At 67.3% G+C, this 25,772-nt stretch carries 24 protein-coding genes and 1 pseudogene; 9 read left to right on the forward strand and 16 right to left on the reverse strand.

What is annotated here, in order from left to right:
- Window positions 1-51: 51 nt before the first annotated feature.
- The 3 genes from FS787_RS06610 to FS787_RS06620 all read left to right on the forward strand — a co-directional run bounded on the left by FS787_RS06610 (window position 52) and on the right by FS787_RS06620 (window position 2,577).
- On the forward strand, window positions 52-600 hold the full coding sequence (locus tag FS787_RS06610) for a YceI family protein (RefSeq protein ID WP_144671410.1): 549 nt from the start codon (window positions 52-54) through the stop codon (window positions 598-600).
- Window positions 601-840: 240 nt separating this feature from the next.
- Window positions 841-1,506 carry a hypothetical protein gene (locus FS787_RS06615; protein ID WP_260982423.1) on the forward strand — a complete coding sequence of 222 codons (666 nt, stop codon included), beginning with the start codon at window positions 841-843 and terminating at the stop codon, window positions 1,504-1,506.
- 213 nt (window positions 1,507-1,719) lie between these two features.
- Entirely contained in the window at window positions 1,720-2,577 is an 858-nt protein-coding gene (locus FS787_RS06620; protein ID WP_144671411.1) for a DUF4064 domain-containing protein, read from the forward strand.
- Window positions 2,578-2,689: 112 nt separating this feature from the next.
- Here FS787_RS06620 and FS787_RS06625 read toward each other — a convergent pair whose 3' ends face one another.
- Window positions 2,690-3,385, reverse strand: coding sequence for a redox-sensing transcriptional repressor Rex (locus FS787_RS06625; protein ID WP_144671412.1), 696 nt, complete (start codon window positions 3,383-3,385; stop codon window positions 2,690-2,692).
- Between the two features lie 90 nt (window positions 3,386-3,475).
- On the reverse strand, window positions 3,476-3,736 hold the full coding sequence (locus tag FS787_RS06630) for a glutaredoxin family protein (RefSeq protein WP_144671413.1): 261 nt from the start codon (window positions 3,734-3,736) through the stop codon (window positions 3,476-3,478).
- 122 nt (window positions 3,737-3,858) lie between these two features.
- Here FS787_RS06630 and FS787_RS06635 point away from each other — a divergent pair, with 122 nt between their 5' ends.
- Complete coding sequence (locus FS787_RS06635) at window positions 3,859-4,677, forward strand: HAD family phosphatase (RefSeq protein ID WP_144671414.1); 819 nt, start codon at window positions 3,859-3,861, stop codon at window positions 4,675-4,677.
- Window positions 4,678-4,998: 321 nt separating this feature from the next.
- Here the strand turns inward: FS787_RS06635 and FS787_RS06640 are convergent, their stop codons facing one another.
- The 4 genes from FS787_RS06640 to FS787_RS06655 all read right to left on the reverse strand — a co-directional run bounded on the left by FS787_RS06640 (window position 4,999) and on the right by FS787_RS06655 (window position 7,845).
- Complete coding sequence (locus FS787_RS06640) at window positions 4,999-5,097, reverse strand: 30S ribosomal protein bS22 (RefSeq protein ID WP_003792170.1); 99 nt, start codon at window positions 5,095-5,097, stop codon at window positions 4,999-5,001.
- Window positions 5,098-5,298: 201 nt separating this feature from the next.
- Entirely contained in the window at window positions 5,299-5,511 is a 213-nt protein-coding gene (locus FS787_RS06645; RefSeq protein WP_144671415.1) for a helix-turn-helix domain-containing protein, read from the reverse strand.
- A 234-nt stretch (window positions 5,512-5,745) separates the two neighbouring features.
- A complete protein-coding gene (locus tag FS787_RS06650; protein ID WP_144671416.1) occupies window positions 5,746-6,858 on the reverse strand; it encodes a 3-deoxy-7-phosphoheptulonate synthase in 1,113 nt (370 codons plus the stop codon).
- A gap of 297 nt (window positions 6,859-7,155) precedes the next feature.
- Window positions 7,156-7,845: a FadR/GntR family transcriptional regulator gene (locus FS787_RS06655; protein ID WP_144671417.1), complete on the reverse strand. Its 690-nt coding sequence runs from the start codon at window positions 7,843-7,845 to the stop codon at window positions 7,156-7,158.
- Between the two features lie 137 nt (window positions 7,846-7,982).
- Between FS787_RS06655 and FS787_RS06660 the strand changes: the two genes are divergently transcribed.
- Window positions 7,983-9,317 (forward strand): alpha-hydroxy acid oxidase, encoded by a 1,335-nt coding sequence (locus tag FS787_RS06660; RefSeq protein WP_144671418.1) that lies wholly within the window; start codon window positions 7,983-7,985, stop codon window positions 9,315-9,317.
- Here the strand turns inward: FS787_RS06660 and gdhA are convergent.
- Both gdhA and FS787_RS06670 read right to left on the reverse strand, forming a co-directional pair.
- On the reverse strand, window positions 9,314-10,651 hold the full coding sequence (gdhA, locus tag FS787_RS06665) for an NADP-specific glutamate dehydrogenase (protein WP_144671419.1): 1,338 nt from the start codon (window positions 10,649-10,651) through the stop codon (window positions 9,314-9,316). The genes FS787_RS06660 and gdhA overlap by 4 nt on opposite strands.
- A 149-nt stretch (window positions 10,652-10,800) precedes the next feature.
- The gene (locus FS787_RS06670) at window positions 10,801-11,379 is read right to left on the reverse strand and encodes a helix-turn-helix transcriptional regulator (RefSeq protein WP_144671420.1); all 579 of its coding nucleotides are present in this window, start codon (window positions 11,377-11,379) and stop codon (window positions 10,801-10,803) included.
- Between the two features lie 163 nt (window positions 11,380-11,542).
- Between FS787_RS06670 and FS787_RS06675 the strand changes: the two genes are divergently transcribed.
- Window positions 11,543-12,049: a hypothetical protein gene (locus tag FS787_RS06675; protein WP_144671421.1), complete on the forward strand. Its 507-nt coding sequence runs from the start codon at window positions 11,543-11,545 to the stop codon at window positions 12,047-12,049.
- A 13-nt stretch (window positions 12,050-12,062) separates the two neighbouring features.
- Here the strand turns inward: FS787_RS06675 and FS787_RS06680 are convergent, their stop codons facing one another.
- Window positions 12,063-13,286: an acetoin utilization protein AcuC gene (locus FS787_RS06680; RefSeq protein ID WP_144671422.1), complete on the reverse strand. Its 1,224-nt coding sequence runs from the start codon at window positions 13,284-13,286 to the stop codon at window positions 12,063-12,065.
- 103 nt (window positions 13,287-13,389) lie between these two features.
- Between FS787_RS06680 and FS787_RS06685 the strand changes: the two genes are divergently transcribed.
- Entirely contained in the window at window positions 13,390-14,820 is a 1,431-nt protein-coding gene (locus tag FS787_RS06685; RefSeq protein WP_144671423.1) for a TrkH family potassium uptake protein, read from the forward strand.
- 40 nt (window positions 14,821-14,860) lie between these two features.
- Complete coding sequence (locus tag FS787_RS06690; RefSeq protein WP_186329137.1) at window positions 14,861-15,499, forward strand: TrkA family potassium uptake protein; 639 nt, start codon at window positions 14,861-14,863, stop codon at window positions 15,497-15,499.
- Window positions 15,500-15,562: 63 nt separating this feature from the next.
- On the opposite strand, the gene FS787_RS06695 is transcribed toward FS787_RS06690, so the two are convergent.
- The 6 genes from FS787_RS06695 to FS787_RS06720 all read right to left on the reverse strand — a co-directional run bounded on the left by FS787_RS06695 (window position 15,563) and on the right by FS787_RS06720 (window position 22,608).
- Window positions 15,563-16,147, reverse strand: a complete 585-nt coding sequence (locus tag FS787_RS06695) for an HhH-GPD-type base excision DNA repair protein (RefSeq protein WP_186329102.1) — start codon at window positions 16,145-16,147, stop codon at window positions 15,563-15,565.
- Window positions 16,148-16,203: 56 nt separating this feature from the next.
- A complete protein-coding gene (proC, locus tag FS787_RS06700; protein ID WP_144671425.1) occupies window positions 16,204-17,037 on the reverse strand; it encodes a pyrroline-5-carboxylate reductase in 834 nt (277 codons plus the stop codon).
- Window positions 17,038-17,326: 289 nt separating this feature from the next.
- On the reverse strand, window positions 17,327-18,370 hold the full coding sequence (locus FS787_RS06705; RefSeq protein ID WP_144671426.1) for a Ppx/GppA phosphatase family protein: 1,044 nt from the start codon (window positions 18,368-18,370) through the stop codon (window positions 17,327-17,329).
- A gap of 73 nt (window positions 18,371-18,443) precedes the next feature.
- A complete protein-coding gene (locus FS787_RS06710) occupies window positions 18,444-18,902 on the reverse strand; it encodes an SseB family protein (protein ID WP_144671427.1) in 459 nt (152 codons plus the stop codon).
- Window positions 18,903-19,019: 117 nt separating this feature from the next.
- The gene (gene topA, locus FS787_RS06715) at window positions 19,020-21,746 is read right to left on the reverse strand and encodes a type I DNA topoisomerase (RefSeq protein WP_144671428.1); all 2,727 of its coding nucleotides are present in this window, start codon (window positions 21,744-21,746) and stop codon (window positions 19,020-19,022) included.
- Window positions 21,747-21,927: 181 nt separating this feature from the next.
- Complete coding sequence (locus FS787_RS06720; protein ID WP_144671429.1) at window positions 21,928-22,608, reverse strand: helix-turn-helix transcriptional regulator; 681 nt, start codon at window positions 22,606-22,608, stop codon at window positions 21,928-21,930.
- A 190-nt stretch (window positions 22,609-22,798) separates the two neighbouring features.
- Between FS787_RS06720 and FS787_RS06725 the strand changes: the two are divergent.
- Window positions 22,799-23,932: pseudogene (locus FS787_RS06725) on the forward strand (MFS transporter); the annotation flags it as partial.
- Between the two features lie 150 nt (window positions 23,933-24,082).
- On the opposite strand, the gene FS787_RS18115 reads toward FS787_RS06725, so the two are convergent.
- Entirely contained in the window at window positions 24,083-25,738 is a 1,656-nt protein-coding gene (locus FS787_RS18115) for a methyltransferase (RefSeq protein WP_144671431.1), read from the reverse strand.
- Between the last annotated feature and the right edge of the window lie 34 nt (window positions 25,739-25,772).

Here is a 25,772-nt window from a genome sequence, read left to right on the forward strand (position 1 = left end):
TTCAACTGGCGATCAAACCAAGCACCACCACCCGACTCAAGGAGAAACACCATGGCACTTCCCGCTAACGTCACCACCGGCACCTGGACCCTCGACAACTCGCACAGCGAGATTGCCTTCACAGTCCGCCACGCGGGCATCAGCAAGGTCCGCGGCCAGTTCAAGGACGCAGAGGCCACCCTGGACCTCGCCGAGAACGTGGCCGACTCAAAGGTCAACGCCACCATCAAGACCGCGAGCTTCGACTCCGGCGACGTTAACCGCGACGGCCACGTCCGCGGTGAAGACTTCTTCGACGTCGAGCAGTTCCCGGAAATCTCCTTCGTCTCCAACAACATCGTCCCCAAGGGTGACGCCTACGAACTCCAGGGCGAGCTCACCATCAAGGGTGTCACCCGCCCGGTGGCCCTCGAGACCGAGTTCAACGGCGTTGCAGTCGACCCGTTCGGCATGACCCGCGCCGGTCTGTCCGCCGAGACCACCATCAGCCGCAAGGACTTCGGCCTGACCTGGAACGCAGTCCTCGAAGCCGGCGGCGTGCTGGTCAGCGACAAGGTTGCCGTCAACCTCGAACTCGCCTTCATCGCCCCCGCAGCCTAGTCCGCAGCACCTGGCTGGCCGGTCCCTGCGACCAGGGCCAACCCTGGGGCCTGCAGCCTCCGGCACCCCGTTTCGTCCCTGCGACGGAGCGGGGTGCCGCGTTTAACCCGGCCTGCGGCAGACGCTGAACGTGGGCCCTTTGAGCAGGTGCGGCGGCGCCTTTTGGCCTGCTCCCGACATGCTCCGCAACACACGCAAGTTCCCTAGATACGGGCAGATTCGCGGTCTACAGTGAGATCCATGAGCAACCCCAATGATGTACCCCCGTCGCAGCAGCCGGGCGCCCGGCCCCCGCAGCCGGGCAGCGTCCCGCCCGCCGGCGCCGAGCCGCCGCGGGTCACGCCACCGCATCAGGGTTACCCAGCCCCGGGCTACCAGCCGCCGCCAGGAAATGAGGCGCCGGGCCGACCGGCTGGGGGCTTCCGCTTCGAACTGCCGACGGACCGGCCGCGGAACTTCAACGACGCCATGCCGCGCGGCGGTTTCTCCGGCATGTTTACGGTGTCGTGGATGCCAACAGAACTCAAGGTCGCGTACTGGATCTGGCTCATCGGCGGACTGCTGGGCCTGCTGGGCGGCGTGATCGGCCTCTTCGGGTCCTTCGTGCTCCTGGCCGTGGTTCCGGGCCTGGGATTCGTGGTGCTCCTCCTGGTGCTCGTGGCACTCGCCCTCGCCGCGGCACAGGTGATCCTTGCCATGAAGATGAAGGAAGGGCGCGAATGGGCCCGCTTCGCCCTCACGATTGTCGCCGGCATCTCTCTGCTGCTGGCCATCCTCAATGCGAGTGCGGCCGACGGCCGGGGCGGCGGCAGCTGGCCGAGTTTCATCATCAGCCTCGTGGCGACCGTGCTGATGTGGCTGCCCAACTCGCAGGCATGGTTCACCTCGCTGCGGGGCCGCGTCTGAACCTCCCTTGATCGCCGTCCAAGCTCTGTCCCGGCGGGCCTCAATCAGCTCACAGTTACACGCCGCGACGGTCGCCGGACGCGCGGTGAGAATACCTCTCCGGAATGATCCGTACTGACGCCGGCCCGCGGTACGGTGGACGTAACCATGCTGGGGGCAGGGCAGGACGCTGTTTCCGGTACCCGAATCAGACCGCCATGCAAAGGAATGCCCATGAGTATCCCGCCAGTCCCGCCGTCGAACCCGGACGCCCCCGAGCCCGGCGACCAGCAGGCGCCCCGCTACGGCCAGAACCAGCCGCAGGACCAGCCACAGTCAGGCCAGCAGCCGCCGTCCGCCCCGCAGTACGGACAGACTCCGCCCTCCGCACCCCAGTATGGTCAGGCGCCGTCCGCGCCGCAGTACGGGCAGAACGCACCCCAGTACGGGCAGAATGCACAGCAGCCTCCCCAGTACGGCCAGAACCAGCCGCCGTACAACCAGCCCCAGTACAACCAGCCTCAGTACAACCAGCCGCAGGCCGGTCAACAAGGGTATGGACAGCCCGGGTACGGACAGCCTCAGTATGGCAAGTCCCCCTATGCCCAGTACCCCTCCGAGCAGTCGCAGGGCACGTCCGGAATGCCCAAACTCGTCAACACGGCGTTCTGGCTTATTGTCGCGTCCGGCGTTGTATGGATCCTCTCCCTGTTGATGGCGCTCGGCACCTTGGACTCCCCCGATATGCGGAACATGTTCGAGGAGCAGATGTCCGCGAGCGGCGCGGACGTCAGCTTTGAGGACATCCGCGGCGTCCTCGTCGGCAGCATCCTCGTGTTCGCCCTGATCAGCGCAGGGCTCTACGCCCTGGTTGCACTGAACGTGCGCAAAGGCAAAAACTGGGCACGGATCCTCGGCACTGTCTTCGCTGCCCTGTCGCTCTTCAGCATTTTCCCGCTGAGCCTCGGCACCTTGGCAGTTCTGCTCGGCATCGCAGGCATCGTGATGCTGTACCTGCCGGCAGCGTCGCCGTACTTCAGCAAGCAGCAGCCGTTCGCCAACCCGTACGGGCAGCCGGGCGGCCCGTACTAAGCAGCCGGACCAGCCATTCAAACTAAGCATTCAGACTAAGCAGCGAAGCTAAGCCGCCGTAGCCGGCGGGCTGGCATACCGAGGGCGCGGGAGCCGGACGGGCTGACTGAAATTAGTCAGCATCCTCCGGCACCTGCGCCCTTTGCGCGTGGTAGGCGAGAATCTGGAGCTCGGTGGCCATATCCACCTTGCGCAGGTTCACGCCGGGCGGCACCTGCAGCATCACCGGGGCAAAACTGAGAATGCTGCGCACGCCGGCGGCAACCACACGGTCGCAGACGTCCTGCGCCACGGCGGCCGGCAGGGCCAGCACCACCATGTTGGCGCCGGTCCGCTGCAGTACCGGCTCCAGATCCGCGGCGTCGCTGACCCGCAGCCAGCCCACCTCGCTGCCCACCACCAATTGGTCGGCGTCGAAGATCGCGACAATATCGAATCCCCGGGACTCGAACCCGCCATACCGGGCCAGGGCCTTGCCGAGGTTGCCGGCACCGACGATCGCGACCTTCCAGTCGTGCGTCAGGCCCAGCGCCGCGGCAATGTGCCGGTTGAGGTACTGCACTTCGTAGCCGACGCCGCGGGTCCCGTAGGAGCCGACATAGGAAAGGTCCTTGCGAAGCGTGGAGGAGCTGACGCCTGAGGCCTCGGCCAGGGATTCGGAGGACACCCTGTCCACGCCTTCAGAAAGCAGGGTGGTGAGGGCGCGCAGATAGATGGTCAGCCGGGCCACGGCCGCGGGCGGAATCTGCTTGGAGGCAGTCCCTGCTCCCCCGGGCAGCGCCTCAGGGGATGAATCGAGCGAAGTCACTATCTGCTCCATTGAGTCGCGTTGTGACTTCCACTCTAGAGCCCCCGCGGTTCGGCGAACAAAGCAGTCGCTCCAACCGCTCCCGGCGCGTCAGGCCTGCCGGCCCAGCACCCGCCGCAGCGTCCGTTCCAGCCGGACTTCGTCGATCTTCCAGAAATCCCGCTGGACACCGTCCACCAGCACCACCGGAATTTCCTCCGCAAAGCGCTCCCGCAGTTCGGCGTCGTCATCCACCGGCTGCTCCCGCCAGCCGATCCCGAGGCTCTTTGTCACGCGGTCGACGGCGGCCCGCGCCGCCGAGCATAGGTGGCAGTCGGCTTTGGTGATGAGGACGACGTCGGGATTCGGCATGGCTCCACGGTAGCCCGGCGGCGCGGCCCGCGTCGACGCGGTCCCAACACATCCGGCACATCAGGCACCGCCGTCGCGGCAGGGCGGCGGGAACGAGCCCCGGCGTTGACTAGACTCGTGGCATGCCCGAAGAGAAGTACGCCGCTGTGGTCACCGAGCCTGTTGCAGCGCCGCAGCACGGCGAAGCCGCGTTCTTCGACGTCGACAACACCCTGATGCGGGGCGCCAGCCTGTTCCATGTGGCCCGCAAGATGCACCAGCGCGGGGCGTTCACCATTCCGCAGGCGGCCGGTTTCGCCTGGAAGCAGCTGATGTTCGTGCTGCGCGGGGAAAATATGGATGACGTCCATGCGGTCCGCGACACCGCCCTGGGCCTGGCCTCCGGATTCACCGTTGAGGACATCGAGGCGCTCGGCGAAGAAGTCTACGACGAAATGATTGAATCGCGGATCTGGCCGGGGGCCAAGGCCCTGGCCGAACAGCACCTCCGGGTGGGCCGCAAAGTCTGGCTTGTGACAGCCACGCCGATCGAGGTGGCCACGGTGATTTCCACCCGGCTGGGCCTCACGGGCGCCCTCGGCACGGTGGGCGAAATCCTGGACGGCTCCTACACCGGCCGGCTGGTCGGCGAGATCCTGCACGGCCCGGCCAAGGCGGTGGCCGTCAGCGCGATGGCCAAGGCCGAGGGCCTGGACCTGACCCGGTGCTGGGCCTACAGCGATTCGCACAACGACATTCCGCTGCTGAGCATGGTGGGGCATCCCGTGGCCATCAACCCCGATTCCCGGCTCCGCCGCCATGCCCGCGAACACAACTGGCCGGTCTACGATTTCCGCTCCGGACGGCGCGCGGCCACCCTGGGGCTCAAGGCCGCCACTGTTGGAGGAGCCATCTACGGCCTCTGGCGGGGGTTCTCCCGCTTCCGCGGCCCCACGGTCTGACCCGAACCGCGTCTTTCCGCTACGCTTCCTGCCTCACGCTGCTTTTTCGGATGGGCGCTACGCGGATCCGCGTAGCGCCCATCCGAACCCGCGTCGCCCAGCCGAACCCGCGTCGCGCAGCCAGACGCGTAGCGCCCGCCCGAACCCGCATCGCGCAGCCAAACGCGTAGCGCCCGTCCGAACCCGCATCGCGCAGCCAAACGCGTAGCGCCCGTCCGAACCCGCGTCGCCCGCCCGAACCCGCATCGACCAGGTGCGGCGCCCCAAAGAAAATGCCCGCTGCCATAAAGGCAACGGGCATTCACATGAGGTGAAGTATCTCTACTTCTTATTGCGACGCTGGTGGCGCGTCTTGCGAAGCAGCTTGCGGTGCTTCTTCTTGGCCATACGCTTGCGACGCTTCTTAATAACTGAACCCACGAAAGTTCCTTACCGGCTAGATGCAGTACCTGCCTGTTGGAAAGGGTCCGCGGTCTAAGCAGCAGACTGTACAACTGACAGGTTCTTACAATGACGTAAAACGTTCCTTAACAGGGTACCGCCTATCGGGGGCACACCACGACCGCGGACACCTCCGGTCGCCCTGCAGGCCCTATTCGGACCGCAGAAGTCGAGGAAGAGTCAGGCCGTTTCCGTGTGCCCGTCGACGACAGCGCCCTTAAGATACTGGTCGACGGCGGCTTCCGGCACGCGGTAGGAGCGCCCGAAACGGACTGCCGGCATCTCGCCGGAATGAACAAGCCGGTACACGGTCATTTTGGACACGCGCATCACATCCGCGACTTCGGCCACGGTCAAGAAGCGTGCGTTGGAGAAGTTAGCCTCCGAAGACATTTCCCTATTCCTTTACTCAAGCGAACGGCAGCCCCATCTGAGTGACATGGCGGTGTGCCGATGCTGAGTCATCAAACAACCATGTACTAGATACTGTAGGGGCTGATGGTGCCCCTGTGAAAGACTTCCGCAGGAATCAGCACACTCTTCCCGCAGGATCGGCGCATCTTCGCAGGGCTGTCGAGGGTCAGATTCGGTCTGATGCAGCCGTTCAAGCCGCCCCCGTCCGCAGCCTCAGGCCCGCGTCCGGCGGATGCGCGCGGACGCGGCAAGCTGCGTCAGGACCGACGCCGTGACGTCCCAGTCCATGCAGGCGTCAGTCACGCTCTGGCCGTAGACCAGCGCGTCCGTTCCGGCGGCGTGCTCGTCGACGTCGAGGTTCTGGGCCCCACCCATGAGGAAGCTCTCCAGCATGACACCGGCAATGGCGACTGCCGAGTCACCTCCGCGCTCCAGCTGTGAGCCGATTTCGAGGGCGACTTCCGCCTGCCGGTGGTGGTTCTTGCCGCTGTTGGCGTGGCTCGCGTCAACGATCAGGCGCGGGTTGAGCTGCTTGGCCGCTAGCTTGGCGGTGGTGGCCTCAACATCGGCGGCGGAGTAGTTGGGCCCCTTTCGCCCGCCGCGGAGGATGATGTGCGCGTCCGGGTTCCCGGCAGTGGAGACCAGCGCCGCCCGGCCGTCGCCGTCGATTCCAAGGAACGCCTGCGCGGCCCCGGCGGCGCTGCACGCGTCGAGCGCGACCTGGAGGTCGCCGTCGGTCCCGTTCTTGAAGCCGATCGGCATGGACAGCCCGGACGCCAGCTGGCGGTGGATCTGGCTTTCGGTGGTGCGGGCGCCGATCGCGCCCCAGGAGACCAGGTCAGCCATGTACTGCGGGCTGATGGGTTCCAGGAACTCGGTCCCCGCCGGCAGGCCGAGCGCCGTGACCTGCTGCAGGAAGCGGCGCGCTGCGCGCAGGCCGGCGGCAATGTCGTGGCTGCCGTCGAGCCGGGGATCGTTGATGAGGCCCTTCCAGCCGACGGTCGTGCGGGGCTTCTCGAAGTATGCCCGCATCACGATCAGCAGGTCTTCCTTGTGCTGCTCGGCCTGGCTGACCAGCCGGCGGGCGTATTCCAGGCCGGCTTTGGGATCGTGGATGGAGCAGGGCCCCACAATAACGAGCAGGCGGTCATCCACCCCGTCCATGATGGCGCGCACCTCGTCCCGGCCCCGGGCGACGACGTCGGCCAGGCGGGCGTCCAGCGGAAGCTCCGCAACGACGTCCTGCGGGGTCGGCAGCGGCGTGAACTCGCTGACGCGCAGGTTCGAGGTGGACTGCTGGGATTCGGGGGCTGCTTCGATACTCATGTGCGGGGGTCCTGTTCCGGGGGTGCGGAGCGGGCCCAGATCAGAGCCCGCCGGGAAATGGCGAAGGGCAGAGAATGATCTCTGCCCTGTTGGCTCTGAAGGAAGGTTGGATGCGTGTCAGCTAGACGCGGGCCCCTCCAGAGCCAACGAAAAATACGCATACCAACGGTTAGTCATGACTCGACCATAGCCCGGCGGTTGTCGCCACGGCAAAGTCCGGCCCGTAACATAGCGTCCCTAGCCGTAAGATCAGCCATAAAATCAGCCGTAAGCGCAGCCGTGGGATCCGGCGGCGGATCAGGCCCCGGAACCCAGCCCGGCTTCCGCGTAGTATCCCTCGATATGCTCCGCCACCAGCTGGGCGGCGCGGCTGCCGTCGTGATCGGTGATGGCAGCCAGGATGCCCCGGTGTTCCGCCCGGAGCCGTGTGGCAGTGGCGTCCCAGTCCGGGAGGTTTCCTGTGAGGCGCCCGGCGTATTCCTGGATGGCTTCGCGGAGCGAGCCCATCATGGCACTGACGACGGCGTTACCCGCGGCGTCCGCGAGGGCCAGGTGGAAGCGGACGTCGAGGGCAAGGAATTCCTCCGTGTCGGCGCAGCCGTCCATTTCCTCCAGCAGCCGGGCCGCCTCGGCCAACGACGGCGACTCCGGGCGCGCCCGGGACGCGGCCCAGGATTCGAGCAGCACACGCGTCTCCACGACGTCCTTGACGGGCAGGTGGGAGGTGGCGACGTGCAGCCGGAGCGCCGAGCCCAGAGCCGCGGTGGGATCCGCGATGACGACGGTCCCCGCCTCCGGGCCCGAACCCACCCCGGCGCGGAGCACCCCCATGGCCTCCAGGACGCGGATGGCCTCGCGGACGGACGTGCGGGAGACCTGGAGCTGTTCGGCGAGCGATCGCTCGGCCGGGAGCCGCCCGCCAAGGGCCAGTTGGCCGCTGGAAAGCTGGCCCTCGATCCACTGCAGGACAAGCTGGTGCGTACGCATGCGCTCATATTACTTGATGTGGTTGGACCACACGCCTAGACTGTGGTTGGACCACACTCCCCGGCGGCTGAGGCTTAGGTTCTTAGTCCGGCGGGGACCCCGACATCCAGGAATACGAGACCTGCCCGGAGGCAGCAATGACGCAGACGATCGAACCCGGCAACCCCGAGGCGCCCACGAAACCCGCCGACACCGGCACGGGCAGGCCCTCCCCCGCGGCCGCCCCGGGAGGCCTCCCAGCAGCGCTCAAGCGCCGTGTCCCTAAGTATGCGGACCTCGCCCCGCTGATGCAGTTCAAGAAACCCGAGTTCAGCCGCGCCGCCAGGCTGCGGCGCGCCAGCACCATCTGGGACCTCCGGGACATGGCCAAACGGCGCACGCCGCAGGCTCCGTTCGACTACACCGACGGCGCCGCCGAAGCGGAAATCACGCTCCGCCGTGCCCGCGAGGCCTTCCTGGACATCGAGTTCCGGCCCGGCATCCTGCGTGATGTCTCCAAAGTAGACCTGACCACCGACATCCTTGGGAAGCCGTCCCGGTTGCCCGTCGGCATCGCACCCACCGGCTTCACCCGGATGATGCAGTCCGAGGGCGAGTACGCCGGGTCCCGGGCCGCCGCTGCCGCCGGCGTCCCCTACACCCTCTCCACCATGGGCACGGCGTCCATCGAGGACGTGGCCGCCGCCGCACCCGACGGGCGAAACTGGTTCCAGCTCTACCTGTGGACGGACCGCGACCGTTCGCTGGAGCTGATCGAGCGCGCCGCCAAGGCCGGCAACGACACCCTGATGGTCACCGTGGACACCGCCGTCGCCGGGGCCCGGCTGCGCGACGTCCGCAACGGCATGACCATCCCGCCGGCACTGACCATCAAGACCGTGCTGGACGCGTCCTACCGGCCGGCCTGGTGGTTCAACTTCCTCACCCACGAGCCGCTGACCTTCGCGTCGCTGTCCCGCTACACCGGGACCGTTGCGGACCTCATCAACTCGATGTTCGACCCCACCCTGACGTTCGATGACCTGGACTGGCTGCGCGAAACGTGGAAGGGCAAGCTGGTGGTCAAGGGCATCCAGACCGTCGAAGACGCCCGCAGGGTGGTGGACCACGGGGCCGACGGCGTTGTGGTGTCCAACCATGGCGGCCGCCAACTGGACCGTGCGCCGATCCCGTTCCACCTGCTTCCGGAGGTCTCGGCCGCGCTCAAGGCGGACAACAGCGACGCGGCGGTCATCCTGGACACCGGCATCATGAGCGGCGCGGACATCATCGCCGCACTGGCCCTGGGCGCCGACTTCACACTGATCGGCCGCGCCTACCTTTACGGGCTGATGGCCGGCGGACGCGCCGGCGTGGACCGGGCCATCGAGATCCTGGAAAAGGACATGCTCCGCACCATGGCCCTGCTGGGCGTCAGCCGGGTCTCGGAGCTGACCCCGGACCACGTGCGGATCCTCAAAAAGCAGTCCTAGATGAGGCCTTGGGCGAGCATCGCGTCGGCCACCTTCACAAAGCCGCCGATGTTCGCGCCCAGCACGTAGTTTCCCGGATCCCCGTATTCGTCCGCGGTGGCCGCGCAGCGGTGGTGGATTCCCACCATGATCTCGGTGAGCCGCTCTTCGGTGTGCGCGAAGGACCAGGAATCGCGGCTGGCGTTCTGCTGCATTTCCAGCGCGGACGTTGCCACGCCTCCCGCATTCGCCGCCTTGCCGGGGCCGAACAGGATGCCGGCCTCTTGGAATACCGCGACGGCGTCACGCGTCGAGGGCATGTTGGCGCCCTCCCCCACCGCGAGCAGCCCGTTGCGGACCAGCCGCGCGGCCGCGTCGCCGTCGAGCTCGTTCTGCGTGGCACACGGCAGGGCCACGGTGGCGTCGAGGTCCCAGACGGAGCCGCCGTCCACGTAGGTGACGGCGGAACGCCGGGCTGCGTACTCCTTGAGCCGGCCGCGCTCCACTTCCTTGATCTGGCGCAGCAGCGGGACGTCGATCCCGGCCTCGTCCACGATGTAGCCGGAGGAATCGGAGCAGGCGACCACCATGGCGCCGAGCGTCTGGGCCTTGGCGATCGCATTGATGGCGACATTGCCGGACCCGGAGACCACCACGCGCTGGCCGTCGAAGGATTGGCCGCGGGTCTTGAGCATTTCCTCCGCGAAGATCACGGTGCCGTAGCCGGTGGCTTCGGGCCGCACCAGCGAGCCGCCCCAGGAGATGCCCTTGCCGGTGAGGACGCCGGATTCGTAGCGGTTGGTGATCCGCTTGTACTGTCCGAAGAGGTAGCCGATTTCGCGGCCGCCGACGCCGATGTCCCCGGCCGGGACGTCCGTGTACTCGCCGATGTGGCGGTACAGCTCGGTCATGAACGACTGGCAGAAGCGCATGATCTCAGCGTCGGAGCGTCCGCGGGGGTCGAAATCGGAGCCGCCCTTGCCGCCGCCGATCGGCATGCCGGTCAGGGCATTCTTGAAGATCTGCTCGAAACCGAGGAACTTCACGATGCCAAGGTTCACCGAGGGGTGGAACCGCAGGCCGCCCTTGTAGGGACCCAGCGCCGAGTTGAACTCTACCCGGAAGCCACGGTTGATCTGGAAGCGGCCGGCGTCGTCCACCCACGGGACGCGGAAAATGATCTGCCGTTCGGGCTCGCAGAGCCGCTCCAGGACGGCGCCTTCCAGGAATTCGGGGTGGCGGTCGTGGACCGGGCCGAGGCTTTCGAAGACCTCGGTGACGGCCTGGTGGAACTCCCCTTCGCCGGGATTCCGGGCCAGCACCGTGTCCCGGATGGCTTCAAGCCGTGCGTCCATTGCAACTCCCTAAACTCCAGCGCCCCTCATCGGGCGCACCACAACAAGCCTTTCCATGGTTGCACCGGGCCGGAGGGGATATCCATTCGGGCACCGCTCATCACGCCGTGTGACAGGAACGGTGTGATGCGGGCCACAAGCGGGCAGGGCTACTTCTTGCGGCCGAACTTCGGCAGGTTAGCCAGGAGGTCGGCGGCTTTGGTGGCTGCCCGGCCGACGGTCCGGCCGATCTGCTGCGGCATCTTATCCTCGCCGGCCGTCCCCACAGGAAGAACGACGGCGGGACTCAGCGGGCTGCCGGCGGCGCGGCCGGCGAGCGCGGCGGCAGGTTGCTGGGCCGGAGCAGCGGTGGCGGCTTCGGCCAGGGTGTCCGGGACGGGCTGCAGCCGGAGATCGGGCGTCCGCGACGGTGACGGCGCGGACGACGGTCCTTGTGCGGGTGGCTGTGCTGGTGCCGGGGCGGCGCTGGCGACGTCAAACGTTTCCAGCCAGCTGGCGACGCCGGCCAGCGGCTTGGGATTAAGCGTGTAGTAGCGTTTCTGGCCCTGGGCGCGCATGCTCACCAGGTCCGCTTCGCGGAGAACTTTGAGATGTTTTGAAATGGTGGGCTGGCTGGCCTCGAGCTCCTGGACCAGTTCCCCCACTGCTTTGTCCCCTTTGCGGAGGGATACCAGAATGTCACGCCGGGTTGCCTCAGCAATGACGGCAAATACGTCGTCTGTCACCATGCCCTCCACACTAGCGACATATACGCCGGATGGCATCCACTAATTGCGGCCCGCACCGCATGCGCCGGGCATTGCCCCTGCGCCCGGCACGGTGCTAGAACGGACCCACCGCCGGCCCGGCGGGTGACGCCGCAGCCTGCCGACGCAGAGGAGTGCACGGACCATGGGCGACTTCTTCCGGAAACAGCTGTTCAACATCATCGCGGCCGTGTTCCTGGCCCTCTTCGTGATCGTCTGGGGCAACGTGCTGATCCAGGTCTGGGTGTTCGTCCCGGAAGTGCCGGGCACCGCGCCCAAGCTCAACGGCGCAGTCGTTTGTGCCGCCGGGGCACTGTCCACGTCGCTGAGTTCGCTGACTGCCTCGGCGCTCGGCTTCACCATGGCCGAGGTGCGCCGGGAGGAGCAGGCCGGCGGGAAGTCCGCCGGCCAGGCCAGCGAAGGGATCTTCGACGCCGGCGGGATCACCACAAAGCTCTCCGGCCGGGTCATCACGGCGTTGATGGTGTATCTGGTGATCGGGATGCTGGTTCTCGGTGTGTGGCTCGTGAAGGGGACGGCCTCCACCGACTTGATCGGGGCGTTCTCGCTGTCGCTGCTGGGCTGGATCATTGGCGCGGCGGGGGTTGTGTTCCAGACCGAGAAGCCCAGTTCCCTGCCGGCCGCTGGTTAGCCGGAACAGCCGGCTAGTCGAACCAGGGGTCCAGCCCGTAGAGCGGGAAGACTTCCTTGCGGGTGGCCATAACCGTCCGGTCCACGTCGTCGTTCGGGTCGAACCCGACTTCCCACGAGCGCCACCAGAGGTCGACGTCGTCGCCCATCATCTCGGGTGCGGCCACACCGTATTTGGCCCCGTACTTCTCCTTCACGTAGCTGCGCCATTCCTCAGGCACCGGCGTGCGCAGCGGCACGGGTCGTCCGGCCGCGATGGCAATCAGGTGGCTCCAGGCGCGCGGCACCACGGTGACCACGTTGTAGCCCCCGCCGCCGGTGGAGATCCAGCGGTTGTCGCAGTAGCGGGCCGCGAGGTTGCCGATGGCCGTGGCGGCTTCCCGCTGGCCGTCGACGCTGATGTTGAGGTGCGTGAGCGGGTCCAGCCGGTGGGAGTCGCAGCCGTGCTGGCTGACGATGACCTCCGGTTCGAAGGCCCCGATGAGCTGCGGCACCACCGCGTGGAAGGCCCGGAGCCAGCCGCCGTCCCCGGTCCCGGCCGGCAGGGCCACGTTCACGGCGCTGCCCTGGGCATTGGGTCCGCCGATCTCGTTGGCGTAACCGGTGCCCGGGAAGAGCGTGAGCCCTGTTTCGTGCAGGGAAATGGTCAGTACCCGCGGATCGTCCCAGAAGATGCTCTGGGTACCGTCGCCGTGATGGGCGTCGATGTCGACATACACAACGCGCTGCACACCGCCGTCGAGCAGCCGCTGGATGGCGAGGGCCGCGTCGTTGTAAATGCAGAAACCGCTGGCACGATCGCGGGCCGCATGGTGCATGCCCCCGCCGAAGTTCACCGCCCGGACGGCAGTGCCGTCCAGGATGGCGGCGGCAGCAAGGAGGGAGCCGCCCGCCAGCCGGGCACTCGCCTCATGCATCCCGGCGAAGGCGGGGTCGTCCTCGGTACCGAGTCCGCGGTCCAGGTCCGGGGTCCCGGGATCTGCGCTCACGCGCCGCACCGCGGCGACGAAGTCCGGGCTGTGGACCGTGCACAGCTCCGCGTCGCTGGCGACGTCCGGGGCCGCGACCGTGACGTGGTCCAGGTCCAGCAGACCAAGGCTCCCGGCCAGCCGCGCGGTGAGTTCCATCCGCTCCGGGGCCATCGGGTGGCCGTGGCCGAAGTTGTAGGCGGTCATGGCAGGGTCCCACACCACCGTCGTTGGCAGTGCGGACTGTGCGAGCCCCGGCAGGAATGTCATCAATCACAGGCTACCCGAGCGCGGGAGCCCGCTCCCCCGTCATTGCGCGGGGTTTAGTGGTTTACTACTGAAGGAAACAGTTTCTAGCAAGGAAATGTCACACATGACGCAGAGCCAGTCGAGGTCCAAGAGCCCGGCCAGCTGGCACCCCGGCACTCCGGAGCGGGAAGGCCTGTGGATCTTCACACGCCTTCGCGACTTCATCGACAACATCGCCAACACCTCGCCGGCCAGGCTGGCCCTGTCCGCGTTCGGCATGGTGATCCTGGTGTTCACCGCCCTGTTGTCCCTGCCGGTGTCTTCCGCCACGGGTGATTTCACCCCGCTGCACCAGGCCATGTTCACCGCGGTGTCGGCAGTCTGCGTCACGGGCCTGACCGTGGTGTCCACGGCGGTGCACTGGTCCTTCTTCGGCCAGCTCGTCATCCTGGTCGGCATCTTCGTGGGCGGCCTGGGAACCCTGACCCTGGCCTCCCTGCTGGCCCTCATGGTGAGCAAGAAGCTGGGTGTCCGCGGCAAGCTGATCGCCCAGGAAGCCATGAACGCCGGGCGCCTCGGCGAGGTGGGTACCCTGCTGCGGATTGTCATCGTGACGTCAGTGGTGATCGAGGCCGCGCTGGCCGTCGCCCTGATCCCGCGGTTCCTGACGCTGGGCGAAAGTTTCGGCCAGGCCGTGTGGCACGGGGTGTTCTACGCGATTTCTTCGTTCAACAACGCCGGTTTCACCCCGCACTCTGACGGCATCGTCCCCTACGAGACCGATTTGTGGATCCTGATCCCGCTGATGGTGGGCGTTTTCCTCGGCAGCCTCGGGTTCCCGGTGGTCATGGTGCTGCATCAAAACGGTTTGAACTGGAAGAAGTGGAACCTCCACACCAAGCTGACCATCCAGGTCTCGCTGATCCTGCTGGTCGGAGGGACTGTCCTCTGGGGGCTGATGGAATGGGAGAACCTGCGGACCATCGGCGGCATGAGCACGGCGGACAAGGTCATTCATTCGCTCTTCGCGTCCGTGATGACCCGGTCCGGCGGTTTCAACCTCGTGGACCAGAACCAGATGGATTCAACCACCATGCTGCTCACCGACGCCCTGATGTTCGCCGGCGGCGGTTCGGCGTCGACGGCGGGCGGCATCAAGGTGACCACCATCGCCGTGATGTTCCTGGCGATCCTGGCCGAGGCCCGCGGCGACTCGGACGTGAAGGTTTACGGCCGCACCATCCCGGAGGGCACCATGCGGGTGGCCATCTCGGTCATCGTCGCCGGCGCCACCCTCGTCGCCGTGTCGGCCATGCTGCTGCTTCACATCAGCGGGGCGTCCCTGGACCGGGTGCTCTTTGAAACAATTTCCGCCTTCGCCACCTGCGGCCTCAGCACGAACCTCAGTGCCGAACTGCCGCCGTCGGGCGTTTACGTCCTTACCGCCCTAATGTTCGCCGGGCGCGTCGGCACCGTCACGCTTGCCGCCGCCCTGGCCCTGCGCCAGCGCAGCCAGCTGTACCACTACCCGGAAGAGAGACCGATCATTGGCTAGTTCCTCAGGGGCCGTCAATCGCCCCGCCCACAACGCCCCCGTGCTGGTGATCGGGCTGGGCCGCTTCGGCTCGTCCACGGCCGAGCAGCTGGTCAAGCAGGGCCGCGAGGTGCTGGCCATCGAACGCGACCGGAACCTGGTGCAGAAGTGGTCGGGCACCCTGACCCACGTGGTCGAGGCCGACGCAACCAACATCGATGCCCTCCGCCAGCTCGGCGCGCAGGAGTTCAGCTCCGCCGTCGTGGGTGTGGGCACCTCGATCGAATCCTCGGTGCTGATCACCGTGAACCTCGTGGACCTTGGCATCGAGCACCTCTGGGTCAAGGCGATCACGCCCTCCCACGGCAAGATCCTCACCCGGATCGGCGCCAACCACGTGATCTACCCGGAGGCCGATGCCGGCGTCCGCGCCGCGCACCTGGTTTCCGGCCGCATGCTGGACTTCATCGAGTTCGACGACGACTTCGCGATCGTGAAGATGTATCCGCCGCGTGAAACCGTGGGCTTCACGCTGGACGAATCCAAGGTCCGGTCCAAATACGGTGTCACGATTGTGGGCGTCAAATCTCCGGGCGAGGACTTCACCTACGCCCGGCCGGAGACAAAGGTGTCCTCACGGGACATGCTCATTGTGTCCGGGCACGTGGACCTGCTGGAACGGTTCGCCGCCCGGCCGTAGCAGCAGCGCCCGGCGCAGGGTCCCTGTTCGGGCGCGTGCATCGCCGGCGCAGCTGCCGCAGGATCAGGGCCCGGCGGTCTTCGCCGCTTTGGCCGCGGCCTTGGCTGCCTGCTTGCTGGCGCGCACCTTGCTCAGCGACTCAGGATCCACAATGTCGGCGACGGACAGGAACGCGTTCTCCTGGCCATAGTGGCCGGCGGCCTCGCGCCAGCCTTCGGCTTGGAGCCCACACTGCTTCCCCAGCAGCGCCAGGAAGATCTTCGCCTTCTGCTCACCGAATCCCGGCAAGGCCTTGAGCCGGCGCAGCACCTCCTGCCCGTCAGGGTCACCCTGTGTCCAGATGGCAGTAGCGTCGCCATTCCAGTCGTTGTGCACCGTCTCGGCAAGCGCTTGGACGCGGCCGGCCATCGATCCGGGGAACCGGTGGACTGCCGGGCGTTCTTTGAACATCTCGACGAACGCCTGCGGATCGTAATCGGCGATCGCGGCGGGGGCCATTGACCCGATGCGTGTCCTGATCTTTTCGGGACCGGCAAAAGCCGACTCCATGGTCACCTGCTGGTCAAGCAGCATGCCTGTAAGCAGGGCAAACGCGTCGTCGCTGAGTAGTTTGTCCGCCGCGGGATCCCCTGTGATGTGCAATTCCATGGGTCCTATCCTGCCACCCGGTCCGGTCTGCGTCATGGGTTGCGCGCGCTTTGCGGCTAGGCGAGCTGCCGGGTGATCTCCGCGGCCCGGGCGGCGGCGGCGCGGGCGCCGTCGGCAACAATCGCGGGCAGGCCGCGATCGTCGAACGTCGCGATGGCGCGTTCGGTGGTGCCGTTGGGGCTGGTGACGGCCTTGCGCAGCGCCGTCGGATCCGCCCCCTGTTCCGCCAGCATGAGGCCCGCCCCGGCGACGGTTTCGCGCGCAATCAGCAACGACAGTTCCCGGTCGAGTCCCAGTTCGACGCCGGCGTCCGCCATTGCTTCGGCCAGGTAGAACGCGTATGCCGGGCCTGAGCCGCTGATCGCGGACAGCGCGTCGACCTGGGACTCGGGGATTTCGACGACGGTGCCCGCGGCAGCCAGGACGTCCTTGGCCCGCTGGAGCTGCTCCGCAGAGCAATGCGTGCCCGGCGACACGGACACTACGCCGCGGCCCAGCTTCGCCGGGGTGTTCGGCATGGTCCGGATTACGGGCTGGCCGGCCGGAAGGGCGGCTTCTAGCTGCTCCAGCGACACGGCTGCGGCGACGCTGATCACAATCGCGTCAGGGGCCAGCGAATCGCTAATCTCACGGGCCAGAGCCGCGATGCCCACGGGCTTGACGCCCAGGATCACGACGGCGGCACCGGTGGTGGCCTGCTTGTTGTTTTCGGGCTCTTCCTCGCCGGCGATGGCCGTGATGCCGTGATGCCGTTTGGCGAGTTCGTCGGCCCGTTCGGCGCGGCGGACGGTGGCGACAATGTCCGCCGGGTCGGCGCCGCCGGCGATCAGGCCGCCCATGATGGCCTCGTTCATTGATCCACAGCCCAGGAATGCGATTCGGTTGCTCATGTCCCCCATCATTGCAGTCCGGCCCGATTCACAGCCAGCTCCCATGTTCAGGTCAGCATCTTCACAAACTCCGTGACTAACGTAGTTATTACCTCATTGAGGGTGCGAGTGATGCGGCAGGCATGCGGATGTCTGCCCGGCACCGGTGGTCTGCAGCGGGTTTCCCCCCATTTTCCCGCAGCGGACGGCCGGTGCCTTCGTCGTTAACTCCCCTTGTCCACGGGCTCCAGGTTGTTCACGGGCTCCAGGAATTCCGGTGACGAAGCCGGCCACCGGAGCTCCGAGGCTCTCACCGGGAATCGGCGGGCGCGGCCTGCGTGGCGCCCTCGGCGTCACCGTCGGGTGACTGCAGCACGGCGGGGTGGTCGACCTGCGTCACGTGGGGTGCGGGTTCCAGCGGGCCCTCGAAGACCAGCTGGTCCAGCCTCCGGAGGATCAAGCCTTCGCGGAGCGCCCAGGGGCAGATCTCCATGCTGGGGAACTCGAACAGTTCCAGGGCGGCCTCGGCTACGAGGGCGCCGGCCAATAGCTGGGGTGCCCGGGCTTCAGAAACGCCGGGAAGATTCAGCCGGTCCTCCACGTCCATGGCCGAGATGCGCTGCGCCCAGAGTCCCAGATCCGAGGCGAACAGTTCTCGTTTGACGTAGGGGCCTGCGCCGCTGGGCGCGGCCCCGGCGATGCGGGCCAGCGAGCGAAAGGTCTTGGACGTGCCTGCCACGTGGTTCGCCTTGCCGAGCTTCCCGAAGTCCCGCACCACCGGTTTGAGCGTGGTCCGGATGTAGCGGCGAAGTTCCTTGACGCTCTTGGCCGAGGGCGGGTCCTCCTGCAGCCAATCCCGGGTGAGCCGGCTCGCTCCGAGCGGGACGGACGTTGCCAGTTCGGGGAGCTCGTCCTCGCCGAAGGCCATTTCGAAAGAACCGCCGCCGATGTCCAGGTTCAGGATGGGGCCGGCACCCCACCCGTACCAGCGGCGGACGGCGAAGAATGTCATTGAGGCCTCTTCGCTGCCGGTCAGTTCCCGGAGCGTCACGGTGGTCTCATGTTTGACCCGGGCCAGCACCGCAGCACCGTTCGTGGCCTCGCGGATGGCGGAGGTACAAAACGCCAGGAGGTCTTCGGCTTTGTGTTTGGCTGCGAATTCCCACGCTTCCAGGACGAACTCGATCAGCTCGTGCTGGCCTGCGTCGTTGATGCTGCCGTCGCTCTCGAGGTACTGCACGAGGGACAGCGGCCGCTTATGCGAGGCGAAGGGCACGGGGCGCGCGCCGGGATGGGCGTCCACAAGCAGCAGGTGAACGGTGTTTGATCCGATATCAAGGACGCCAAGACGCATAGTGCCATTATTCCCCCGGGGGCGCGGCCCGCCTAACGGGCCGGCCGCGCCCGGTGCACCGGTTTAGGGCCGGCTAGGGCTGGCCGTCCCGGCCGGCGTCCTCACCGGAGCCCTCGGACTCCTCGGCGGGTTTGAAGTCGCGGCGGATGTTCGCCACGCCTTCCGGATCGATTTCGAAGCCGAAGGCTGCCCCGGGGTTGATGACCATGCCGAGGTCGTCGCCGAGGTTGCCGAGGATCGCTGCGCCCTGGGTGCCGAGAACGTTGGGTGCGGCTTCCAGGTACTGCTCGGTGACGCGGCTCGGGTGGGAGAAAACGGCCAGGACTGGCTTCCCGGCGGAGTTGGCCAGCACCAGCGGCTCCACCTGGGAATCGGCTCCCTCGAGCGCATCGGAGCTGACAATGTAAACCTCGTTGTTGAGGAAGGCGAGGATGACGTCAACGGGGTTGGCGTCCGGCTGCTCCCCCCGGGCAAGCTTCTCTTCGAGGTCATTCAGCGGCTGGAGGTCCAAGTGATCGGGCTGTTCAGTCATGTTCCTACTCGATCACGTTGCGCCCGGCTCCGCAAACGCGAAATCGCCGGAAACCATCGAAGTCGCCGGGAAGCTTCCGGCGAATCCGCACGTTTCCGGCGATTTCAGTGCGCGGGTCTATTTCTTGGCAGCGGCCTTGCGGGCCGGGGCCTTGCGGGCTGTCGTCTTGCGCTTGACCGGTCCCTTGGCGCGTTTCTCGGCGAGGAGCTCCACGGCCTGTTCCCGGGTGAGCTCCTCCAGCGAGGTGGAGCGCGGCACGGTGATGTTGGTGACGCCGTCGGTGATATACGGGCCGAACCGGCCTTCCTTCACCACGATGTTCTTCTCCGAGACCGGATCCGGGCCAAACTCGGCCAGCGGCGGCACCGCAGCGCGGGCGCCGCGCTGCTTCGGCTGGGAATAGATCTCCAGGGCCTGCTCCAGCGTAATCGTGAAGATTTCCTCTTCCGAGCCGATGGAACGGGAGTCCGTGCCCTTCTTCAGGTACGGGCCAAAGCGGCCGTTCTGCACCGTGATCGGGTTGCCTTCGGCGTCCTGGCCCAGCACCCGGGGCAGGCTCATGAGCTGCAGGGCCTCATCCAGGGTGATGGTGTCCACGCTCATCGACGCGAACAGCGACCCCGTGCGGGGCTTGGCCTTCACGGGCTTCTTCGGCGGCTTCGGCTTGCCGTTTTTGTAGTACTCCACCGGCAGGTTGGCGAGCTGTTCCTCGGTCATTTCCGGGATGATCTCGGTGACATAGGCGCCGTAGCGGCCGTTCTTGGCGACGACGGCGTGCCCGGTGTGGGGATCCGTGCCGAGCACGCGTTCTTCGGGCGCCGCGGTTTCCATCAGCTCAACCGCCTTGGTGGCGGTGAGCTCGTCCGGGGCCAGGTCCTCGGGGACGTTGGCGCGGGCGGCCTCAACCACTTCGCCGGTCTTCGCATCGACGGTCGGGACGGAGCTTTCCAGATAGGGCCCGAACTTGCCGACCCGCAGCGTGATGCCCTCGGTGATCGGAATGGAGTTGATTTCGCGGGCGTCGATCTCGCCGAGGTTGTTGACGATACTCAGCAACCCGGGGTTGGAGTCCTCGCCGAAGTAGAAGTGCTTAAGCCAAGCAGGCCCCTCAGCCTGGCCGTTGGCGATCTTGTCGAGGTCCGCTTCCATATCGGCGGTGAACTCGTAGTCCACATAGTCGTGGAAGTGCTGTTCGAGCAGGCGGATGACGGAGAATGCGATCCAGCTCGGGACCAGCGCGGAGCCCTGCTTCCGGACGTAACCGCGGTCCTGGATGGTGGAAATAGTGGAGGCGTAGGTGGACGGGCGTCCGATCCCCTTCTTTTCCAGCTCGGCGGTCAGCGACGCTTCGGTGTAGCGCGGCGGCGGGGACGTTTCGTGCCCGACGGCGGCAATCTCCGAGGCGGTCAGCGCGTCGTCCTTGGCCACGTTGGGCAGCCGGCGGGCTTCCTCGGAATCTTCGTCGCCGCGGCTTTCGTCCTTGCCCTCTTCGTAGGCGGCGAGGAAGCCGGGGAAGGTGATGACGGTGCCGGAAGCCGAGAATTCGGCGTCGCGGCCGTCTTCAGCGACAGCGCCGAGGCGGATGGTGGCGGTGGATCCCTTGGCGTCGGCCATCTGCGAGGCGACGGTGCGCTTCCAGATCAGCTCGTACAGGCGGAACTCGTCGCCCGAAAGCGCCTTGGCCACCTGGGCGGGGGTGCGGAACGAGTCACCGGCGGGACGGATGGCCTCGTGCGCCTCCTGGGCGTTGGCTGCCTTGCCACTGTAGAGACGCGGTGACGCGGGGACATATTCCGGGCCGTACAGCTCGGAGGCCTGGCGCCGTGCGGCCGTGATGGCCTCGTTGCTCAGTGCGGCGGAGTCCGTACGCATATAGGTGATGTAGCCGTTTTCGTACAGCCGCTGGGCCACCTGCATGGTGCTCTTCGAGGAGAAGCGCAGCTTGCGGCCGGCCTCCTGCTGGAGCGTCGAGGTGGTGAACGGCGCGGCCGGACGGCGCGTGTAAGGCTTCGTATCGACGGAGCGGACCCGGAAATCGGCGTCCTGCAGCCCCGCGGCAAGGGAGGTGGCGAGTTCCTCGTTGAGGTGCACGGCGTTGCGGGAAGTGAGCTCGCCGCTGTCGTTGAAGTCGCGGCCGCTGGCCACCTTGGCGCCGTCGACCATGGCCAGCTTCGCTTTGAACGAGCCGGAGCCGGCGCCGAACTGGCCGGTCAGGTCCCAGTAGGAGGCCGCTTTGAAGGCCATCCGCTCACGTTCGCGGTCCACCACCATGCGGGTCACAACGGACTGCACCCGGCCGGCGGAGAGGCCGCGGGCCACCTTGCGCCACAGCACCGGGGAGATCTCGTAGCCGTAGAGGCGGTCCAGCACACGGCGGGTTTCCTGCGCGTCCACGAGGTCCTGGTCGACGTCGCGCAGGTTGTCCATGGCGCGGTGGATGGCTTCCTTGGTGATTTCACCGAAGGTCATCCGGTAGACCGGCACCTTGGGCTTGAGTACTTCCAGCAGGTGCCACGCGATGGCCTCGCCCTCGCGGTCCCCATCGGTCGCGAGGTAAAGAGCGTCAGCGTCTTTGAGCTGGGCCTTGAGTTCGGCGACCTTTTTCTTCTTGTCCGGAGAAACCACGTAGTACGGCTTGAAGTCGTTATCAATGTCGACGGCGAACTTGCCCACCGAGGTCTTCTTCAGGTCCGCAGGCAATTCCGAGGGCTGCGGGAGGTCCCGGATGTGACCAATGGAGGCCTCAACAATGAAGCCCTCGCCGAGGTACTTGGCGATGGTCTTGCTCTTGGCGGGAGACTCCACGATCACGAGTTTCTTACCGGTTTTGGCCTTGCTTGGCACGGTGCTCCTACAGAAAAAGGTTTCTCGGGCAGATGCGCCCATACCCGCCTAGTTCACCATATTTTGCGGATTCCCGCGCATCCCGCATGAAAACCCGGGCCTCCGGACACGACTTTCGGACGTAATGAAGGCCCGCAGTTGAGCCCTTTTGCCGGACGCGCCCCGTGGGGCCGGGAGGTTGTCAGGCGGGGGTTCCGGGAGGGGTGCCGGCAGTGTTCGCAGCGGCCCTGCCCCGGTCATCCGGGATCATGGACCACATGGTCGCCATGCGCTCCGCACCTGCGGGGACATGGTCCGGGTCATCCAGTTCGTAGTCCCGCAGCAGGTCGAAGAGCCGGTTGTTCAGTTCCGCCCGCTGGTCCGGCGTCAGGTAAAGCAGATTGCTGGCCAGTACAACGGAGGAGGGCCCGTCCACGGCTTCGCCGCGCTGGCGCTGCTCATCCCGGGTCTTGGCGTAGGCATTGACGCGCCGGCGGTAAGCGTCCAGTTCAAGATCCAGCACGGCGAACTCGGGGCTGGCCACACCGCCGCCCGAGTTGATCGTGAAGTCAGTGCCCGCGGCCTTCCAGCGTCGCTCCCTGGCATCGCCCGCGGTGGCGGCCGGCACCACGATGCCCCACTTCTGCAGGGCGCGCAGGTGATAGCTCATGGCGCTCGGGGTGAGGCCGGTCTGCGCGGCGAGCTCCGTGGCCGTCCGGCTTACCTGGGTTGAATACAGTTCGGAAATGACCTCCAGCCGGGCAGCGTGGGCCAGTGCCCGGATTGCCTTGGGGTCGGTGATTTCCACTTTCTTTTCCGGGCGCTGCCGGCGTTTGGCGGCCGGAGGTACCGGTGGCTCCGCCGTGGGGGATTCTGCATTCACCCCACCAGTCTACCGAGCGGCACCAAACTATGAAAGAACTGCTTGACACTATGTTTCGCGGAAGAGTAGCTTGCTGTTTATGAAACAGATACTTCATACCTTGCCGGGCGAGTCGCGGGACGCGCAGCCCCTCTGGCGCAACCACGATTTCCTCCTCGCCGGCAGCGCCCGCTTCGTCGCCACGGCCGGCATGGGCGCCGTCATCGTCAGCGTCATGCTGCACCTGCAGAACCTCGCCGCGGCCGGCCAGACCTCGGTGGCCGGGCCCTGGCTTGTGGCGGCTTATCTGTTCTGCTCGGCGCTCCCTCTCGTGCTCCTCGCCCCATGGGCCGGCCGGCTGGCGGACACCAGGGACTCCCGGACGCTGGCGACGGCGTCGTCCGTGGTCAGTGCCGCGGCGGTCGCCGGCATGGGCCTGGGCATGCAGTATCTGGACAACTACCTTCCGGCGCTCTTCGCCATGACTTTCCTGCTCGACACCGCACAGGCGGTGGCCGGGCCCACCTGGCAGGCCCTGCTGCCGAGGATCGTCGGCGAAGAACGGACCCCGCGGGCGCTGGGCACCATGCAGGCAACCATCATGATCGCCGGCATGGTGGGACCGGCCGCAGGCGGGCTGCTCAGCGGCTGGGGCGGATCCGGCCTCGTGTTTGCCGTGGCCAGCGCCTGCTACCTGGCGATGGGGGTGGCCGCCATGCTCATCCGGACGCGCCGTGGAACTGCCGCCGAGCGGGTCGGCAAGGACGTTCCCGCCCTGCTGGACGGCCTGCGCATCATCCGCCGGGACAGCCTGGTGTGGGCCCTGGTTCTCGGGGCCCTGTTCTTCATCACCGTCGGCGAGGCGACCAACGTCCTTGAAGTGTTCCTGGCCCGCGACGAGCTCGGTGCCACCGAAACCCAGTACGGGCTACTGGCAGCCTCGTTCGGTCTGGGCATGGCTGCCGGGGCCGCGATGGCCGGACGGATCAAGACCCCGCCAACCCGGCTGCGGGCGCTGCTGGCCTCGATGGCACTGACCTCAGCGTTCCTGGGGATCATGGCCCTGGTGCCGAGTGTGGAGCTGCTGTTCGTGGCCTACACCGCGATGGGGGCAGCCTGCGGCGTGCTGAATGCGTGCTTCGGGGCGATCGCGATCCTGCGGATCCCGGAGAGCGGGCGCGGCCAGGCGATGGCGATCCTTGGAGGCCTGACCCGGGCCGTCTCCATCGGTGCGCTGGCTCTGGGCGGGCTGCTGGGCGCCCTGCTCCCCATCCGGATGAGTTTCCTGGCCACCGGAGCGGCCGGGGTCCTGGTGGCCCTGGCCGTCGCCGCCTATGTCCTGCCCCGCTTTGGCAGCGAGGGCGCGGCAGGTCCGGCCGCCGACGCCGGGCCGGAAGCGGAAGCCGGGCCGGAAGCGGAAGCCGGACCTGCGGCGGACACCGCCCCGTCGGCCGGCGGTGCGGTCCCGCCGGCTGCGTCTGCCGGAGGTGGCGCCTCAGGCAGGCAGCAGGAAACCGTCGCGGACCAGGTTCGCCACCTCGGTGAGGAGTCCGGCGCGGAAGGTCTCGCCGTTCCAGTCCTCGCCCCCGCCCAGCAGCGCCTCCAGGGCGCCGATGATCTGCCCGACGGACAGGTCGCCGTCGCACGCTGAGACAAAGCCGGCCAGCTCGGTGCTCAGCAGGTTGGTGCGGCGCAGGCCCGCACCCTGGCGCAGCAGGATGACGCCGGGGTGCTCGGCGCCCGGGCGCTGGTGCCGCTCCTCGGTGACGTCCTCGGCCACCAGGAGGTGCGCGGCCGCCAGGTCGTGGGCGGCCAGCCAGTCGGCGCGTTCCACCGCGGCACCGATGTGCGGGCCGACGGGCTGCTCGATCGGATAGGTGATCTCCTCGAAGCGCCTCAGGACCGGGGCCCCGGCGGGACGCCTCAGCCAGATCATTCCGAAGCCGATGGCATCGACGCTGCGGGAGGCGAAGTCGTCCAGATAGGCGGCGTACGAGTCCTGGTAGAGCCGCCGGTCCCGCGCCTCGGAGGCGTCTTGCAGCCAGGTTTCGGCGTACTGCTCCGGGCTGACCTGCTCACGCTGGATGAACCAGACGTCCGCGTCCGGACTCGCCCAGCTTTGCGGCCGTTCGGCCCAGTCGGTGCCCGCCGGGATCTCCCAGTTGCCCAAAAGCTGGGCTGTTCCGCCAGGGGCAAGGACCGAGGGCAGGGCCCGGACCAGTGCGGCGACGATGTCATCGCCCGGCAGGCCGCCGTCGCGGTAGGTGAACTGGTCCGCGGCGGCCTCGCCCGGGGTGCGCGGCGTGATCACGAAGGGCGGGTTGGAGACCACCAGCTCGAACTCCTCACCCGCCACCGGTTCGAGCAGGGAGCCCCGGCGCAGGCTCACGCGGGCTTCCAGATCGGAGGGGTCCAGGTGGAGCTGGCCGGCGTTGAGCAGCAGGTTGAAGCGGGTGAACGCGAGGGCGCGGTCCGAGATGTCCGTGGCCGTCACGTGCTCAGCGTGGTGCAGCAGGTGGAACGTCTGGATGCCGCAGCCGGTGCCGAGGTCCAGCGCCCGGGCCGCGTGCCGCCGGGCGGTGACCTGCACCAGGGTGGTGGACGCCTGCCCGATCCCGAGCACGTGGTCGTGGCGCAGGACGCCCGGGCGCTGGTGGGCGGCCAGATCGCTGGCCACCCAGAGTTCCGCCCCGCCGCTGCTACTTTCCCGCTGGGTCTCGTCCCCCTGGGCGCTTTCCGCGGCGGTTCCGTCCCAGCCGTACGGCCGCAGATCCACCTTCGCCTGGACCAGGCCGTCTGTTGCCGGCTCCACGAGGTCCAGCTCCAGCAGCCCCTGCGTGCGGACGCCGGGCAGGGCGGCGTCGAGTGTTGCGGCCGGCTGCGGTTCGGCCAGCAGCCAGAGACGGACGACGGCGGCGAGCGCCGCCGTCGCCGGCTCCCCGTGGCGCGCTTGTTCGGTGACAATCAGGGCGGGAACCAGCTGGTCGCGGCTGAGGGCGCTGTGCGCGGCGGGGCCGAGGAGTCCGGCGACGCCGTCAACGGTGTAGCCGATGCCGCGCAGGTCCCGGGCCAGGGACTCGAGCAGGTCGGGCAGATCGCTGCGGGGGGCGTCGGGGGTGTTGCCGGCCGTGAAATGCGTTGAGGGAGTCACCGGACAAGTTTAGTCCCGGCCCACGCGGCCCCGG

Source organism: Arthrobacter sp. U41, assembly GCF_007679325.1.
Classification (GTDB): domain Bacteria; phylum Actinomycetota; class Actinomycetes; order Actinomycetales; family Micrococcaceae; genus Arthrobacter.

Bases quoted from the DNA above. Each gene is read 5' to 3' on its own strand.
- proC (WP_144671425.1), bottom strand. From the start codon at position 17,037: ATGAGCAACCGAATCGCATTCCTGGGCTGTGGATCAATGAACGAGGCC.
- FS787_RS06620 (WP_144671411.1), top strand. From the start codon at position 1,720: ATGAGTATCCCGCCAGTCCCGCCGTCGAACCCGGACGCCCCCGAGCCC.
- FS787_RS06615 (WP_260982423.1), top strand. From the start codon at position 841: ATGAGCAACCCCAATGATGTACCCCCGTCGCAGCAGCCGGGCGCCCGG.
- FS787_RS06660 (WP_144671418.1), top strand. From the start codon at position 7,983: ATGACGCAGACGATCGAACCCGGCAACCCCGAGGCGCCCACGAAACCC.
- FS787_RS06635 (WP_144671414.1), top strand. From the start codon at position 3,859: ATGCCCGAAGAGAAGTACGCCGCTGTGGTCACCGAGCCTGTTGCAGCG.
- FS787_RS06630 (WP_144671413.1), bottom strand. From the start codon at position 3,736: ATGCCGAATCCCGACGTCGTCCTCATCACCAAAGCCGACTGCCACCTA.
- FS787_RS06650 (WP_144671416.1), bottom strand. From the start codon at position 6,858: ATGAGTATCGAAGCAGCCCCCGAATCCCAGCAGTCCACCTCGAACCTG.
- FS787_RS06710 (WP_144671427.1), bottom strand. From the start codon at position 18,902: ATGACTGAACAGCCCGATCACTTGGACCTCCAGCCGCTGAATGACCTC.
- FS787_RS06645 (WP_144671415.1), bottom strand. From the start codon at position 5,511: ATGTCTTCGGAGGCTAACTTCTCCAACGCACGCTTCTTGACCGTGGCC.
- gdhA (WP_144671419.1), bottom strand. From the start codon at position 10,651: ATGGACGCACGGCTTGAAGCCATCCGGGACACGGTGCTGGCCCGGAAT.
- FS787_RS06675 (WP_144671421.1), top strand. From the start codon at position 11,543: ATGGGCGACTTCTTCCGGAAACAGCTGTTCAACATCATCGCGGCCGTG.
- FS787_RS06655 (WP_144671417.1), bottom strand. From the start codon at position 7,845: ATGCGTACGCACCAGCTTGTCCTGCAGTGGATCGAGGGCCAGCTTTCC.
- FS787_RS06695 (WP_186329102.1), bottom strand. From the start codon at position 16,147: ATGGAATTGCACATCACAGGGGATCCCGCGGCGGACAAACTACTCAGC.
- FS787_RS06685 (WP_144671423.1), top strand. From the start codon at position 13,390: ATGACGCAGAGCCAGTCGAGGTCCAAGAGCCCGGCCAGCTGGCACCCC.
- FS787_RS06610 (WP_144671410.1), top strand. From the start codon at position 52: ATGGCACTTCCCGCTAACGTCACCACCGGCACCTGGACCCTCGACAAC.
- FS787_RS06670 (WP_144671420.1), bottom strand. From the start codon at position 11,379: ATGGTGACAGACGACGTATTTGCCGTCATTGCTGAGGCAACCCGGCGT.
- FS787_RS06680 (WP_144671422.1), bottom strand. From the start codon at position 13,286: ATGACATTCCTGCCGGGGCTCGCACAGTCCGCACTGCCAACGACGGTG.
- FS787_RS06705 (WP_144671426.1), bottom strand. From the start codon at position 18,370: ATGCGTCTTGGCGTCCTTGATATCGGATCAAACACCGTTCACCTGCTG.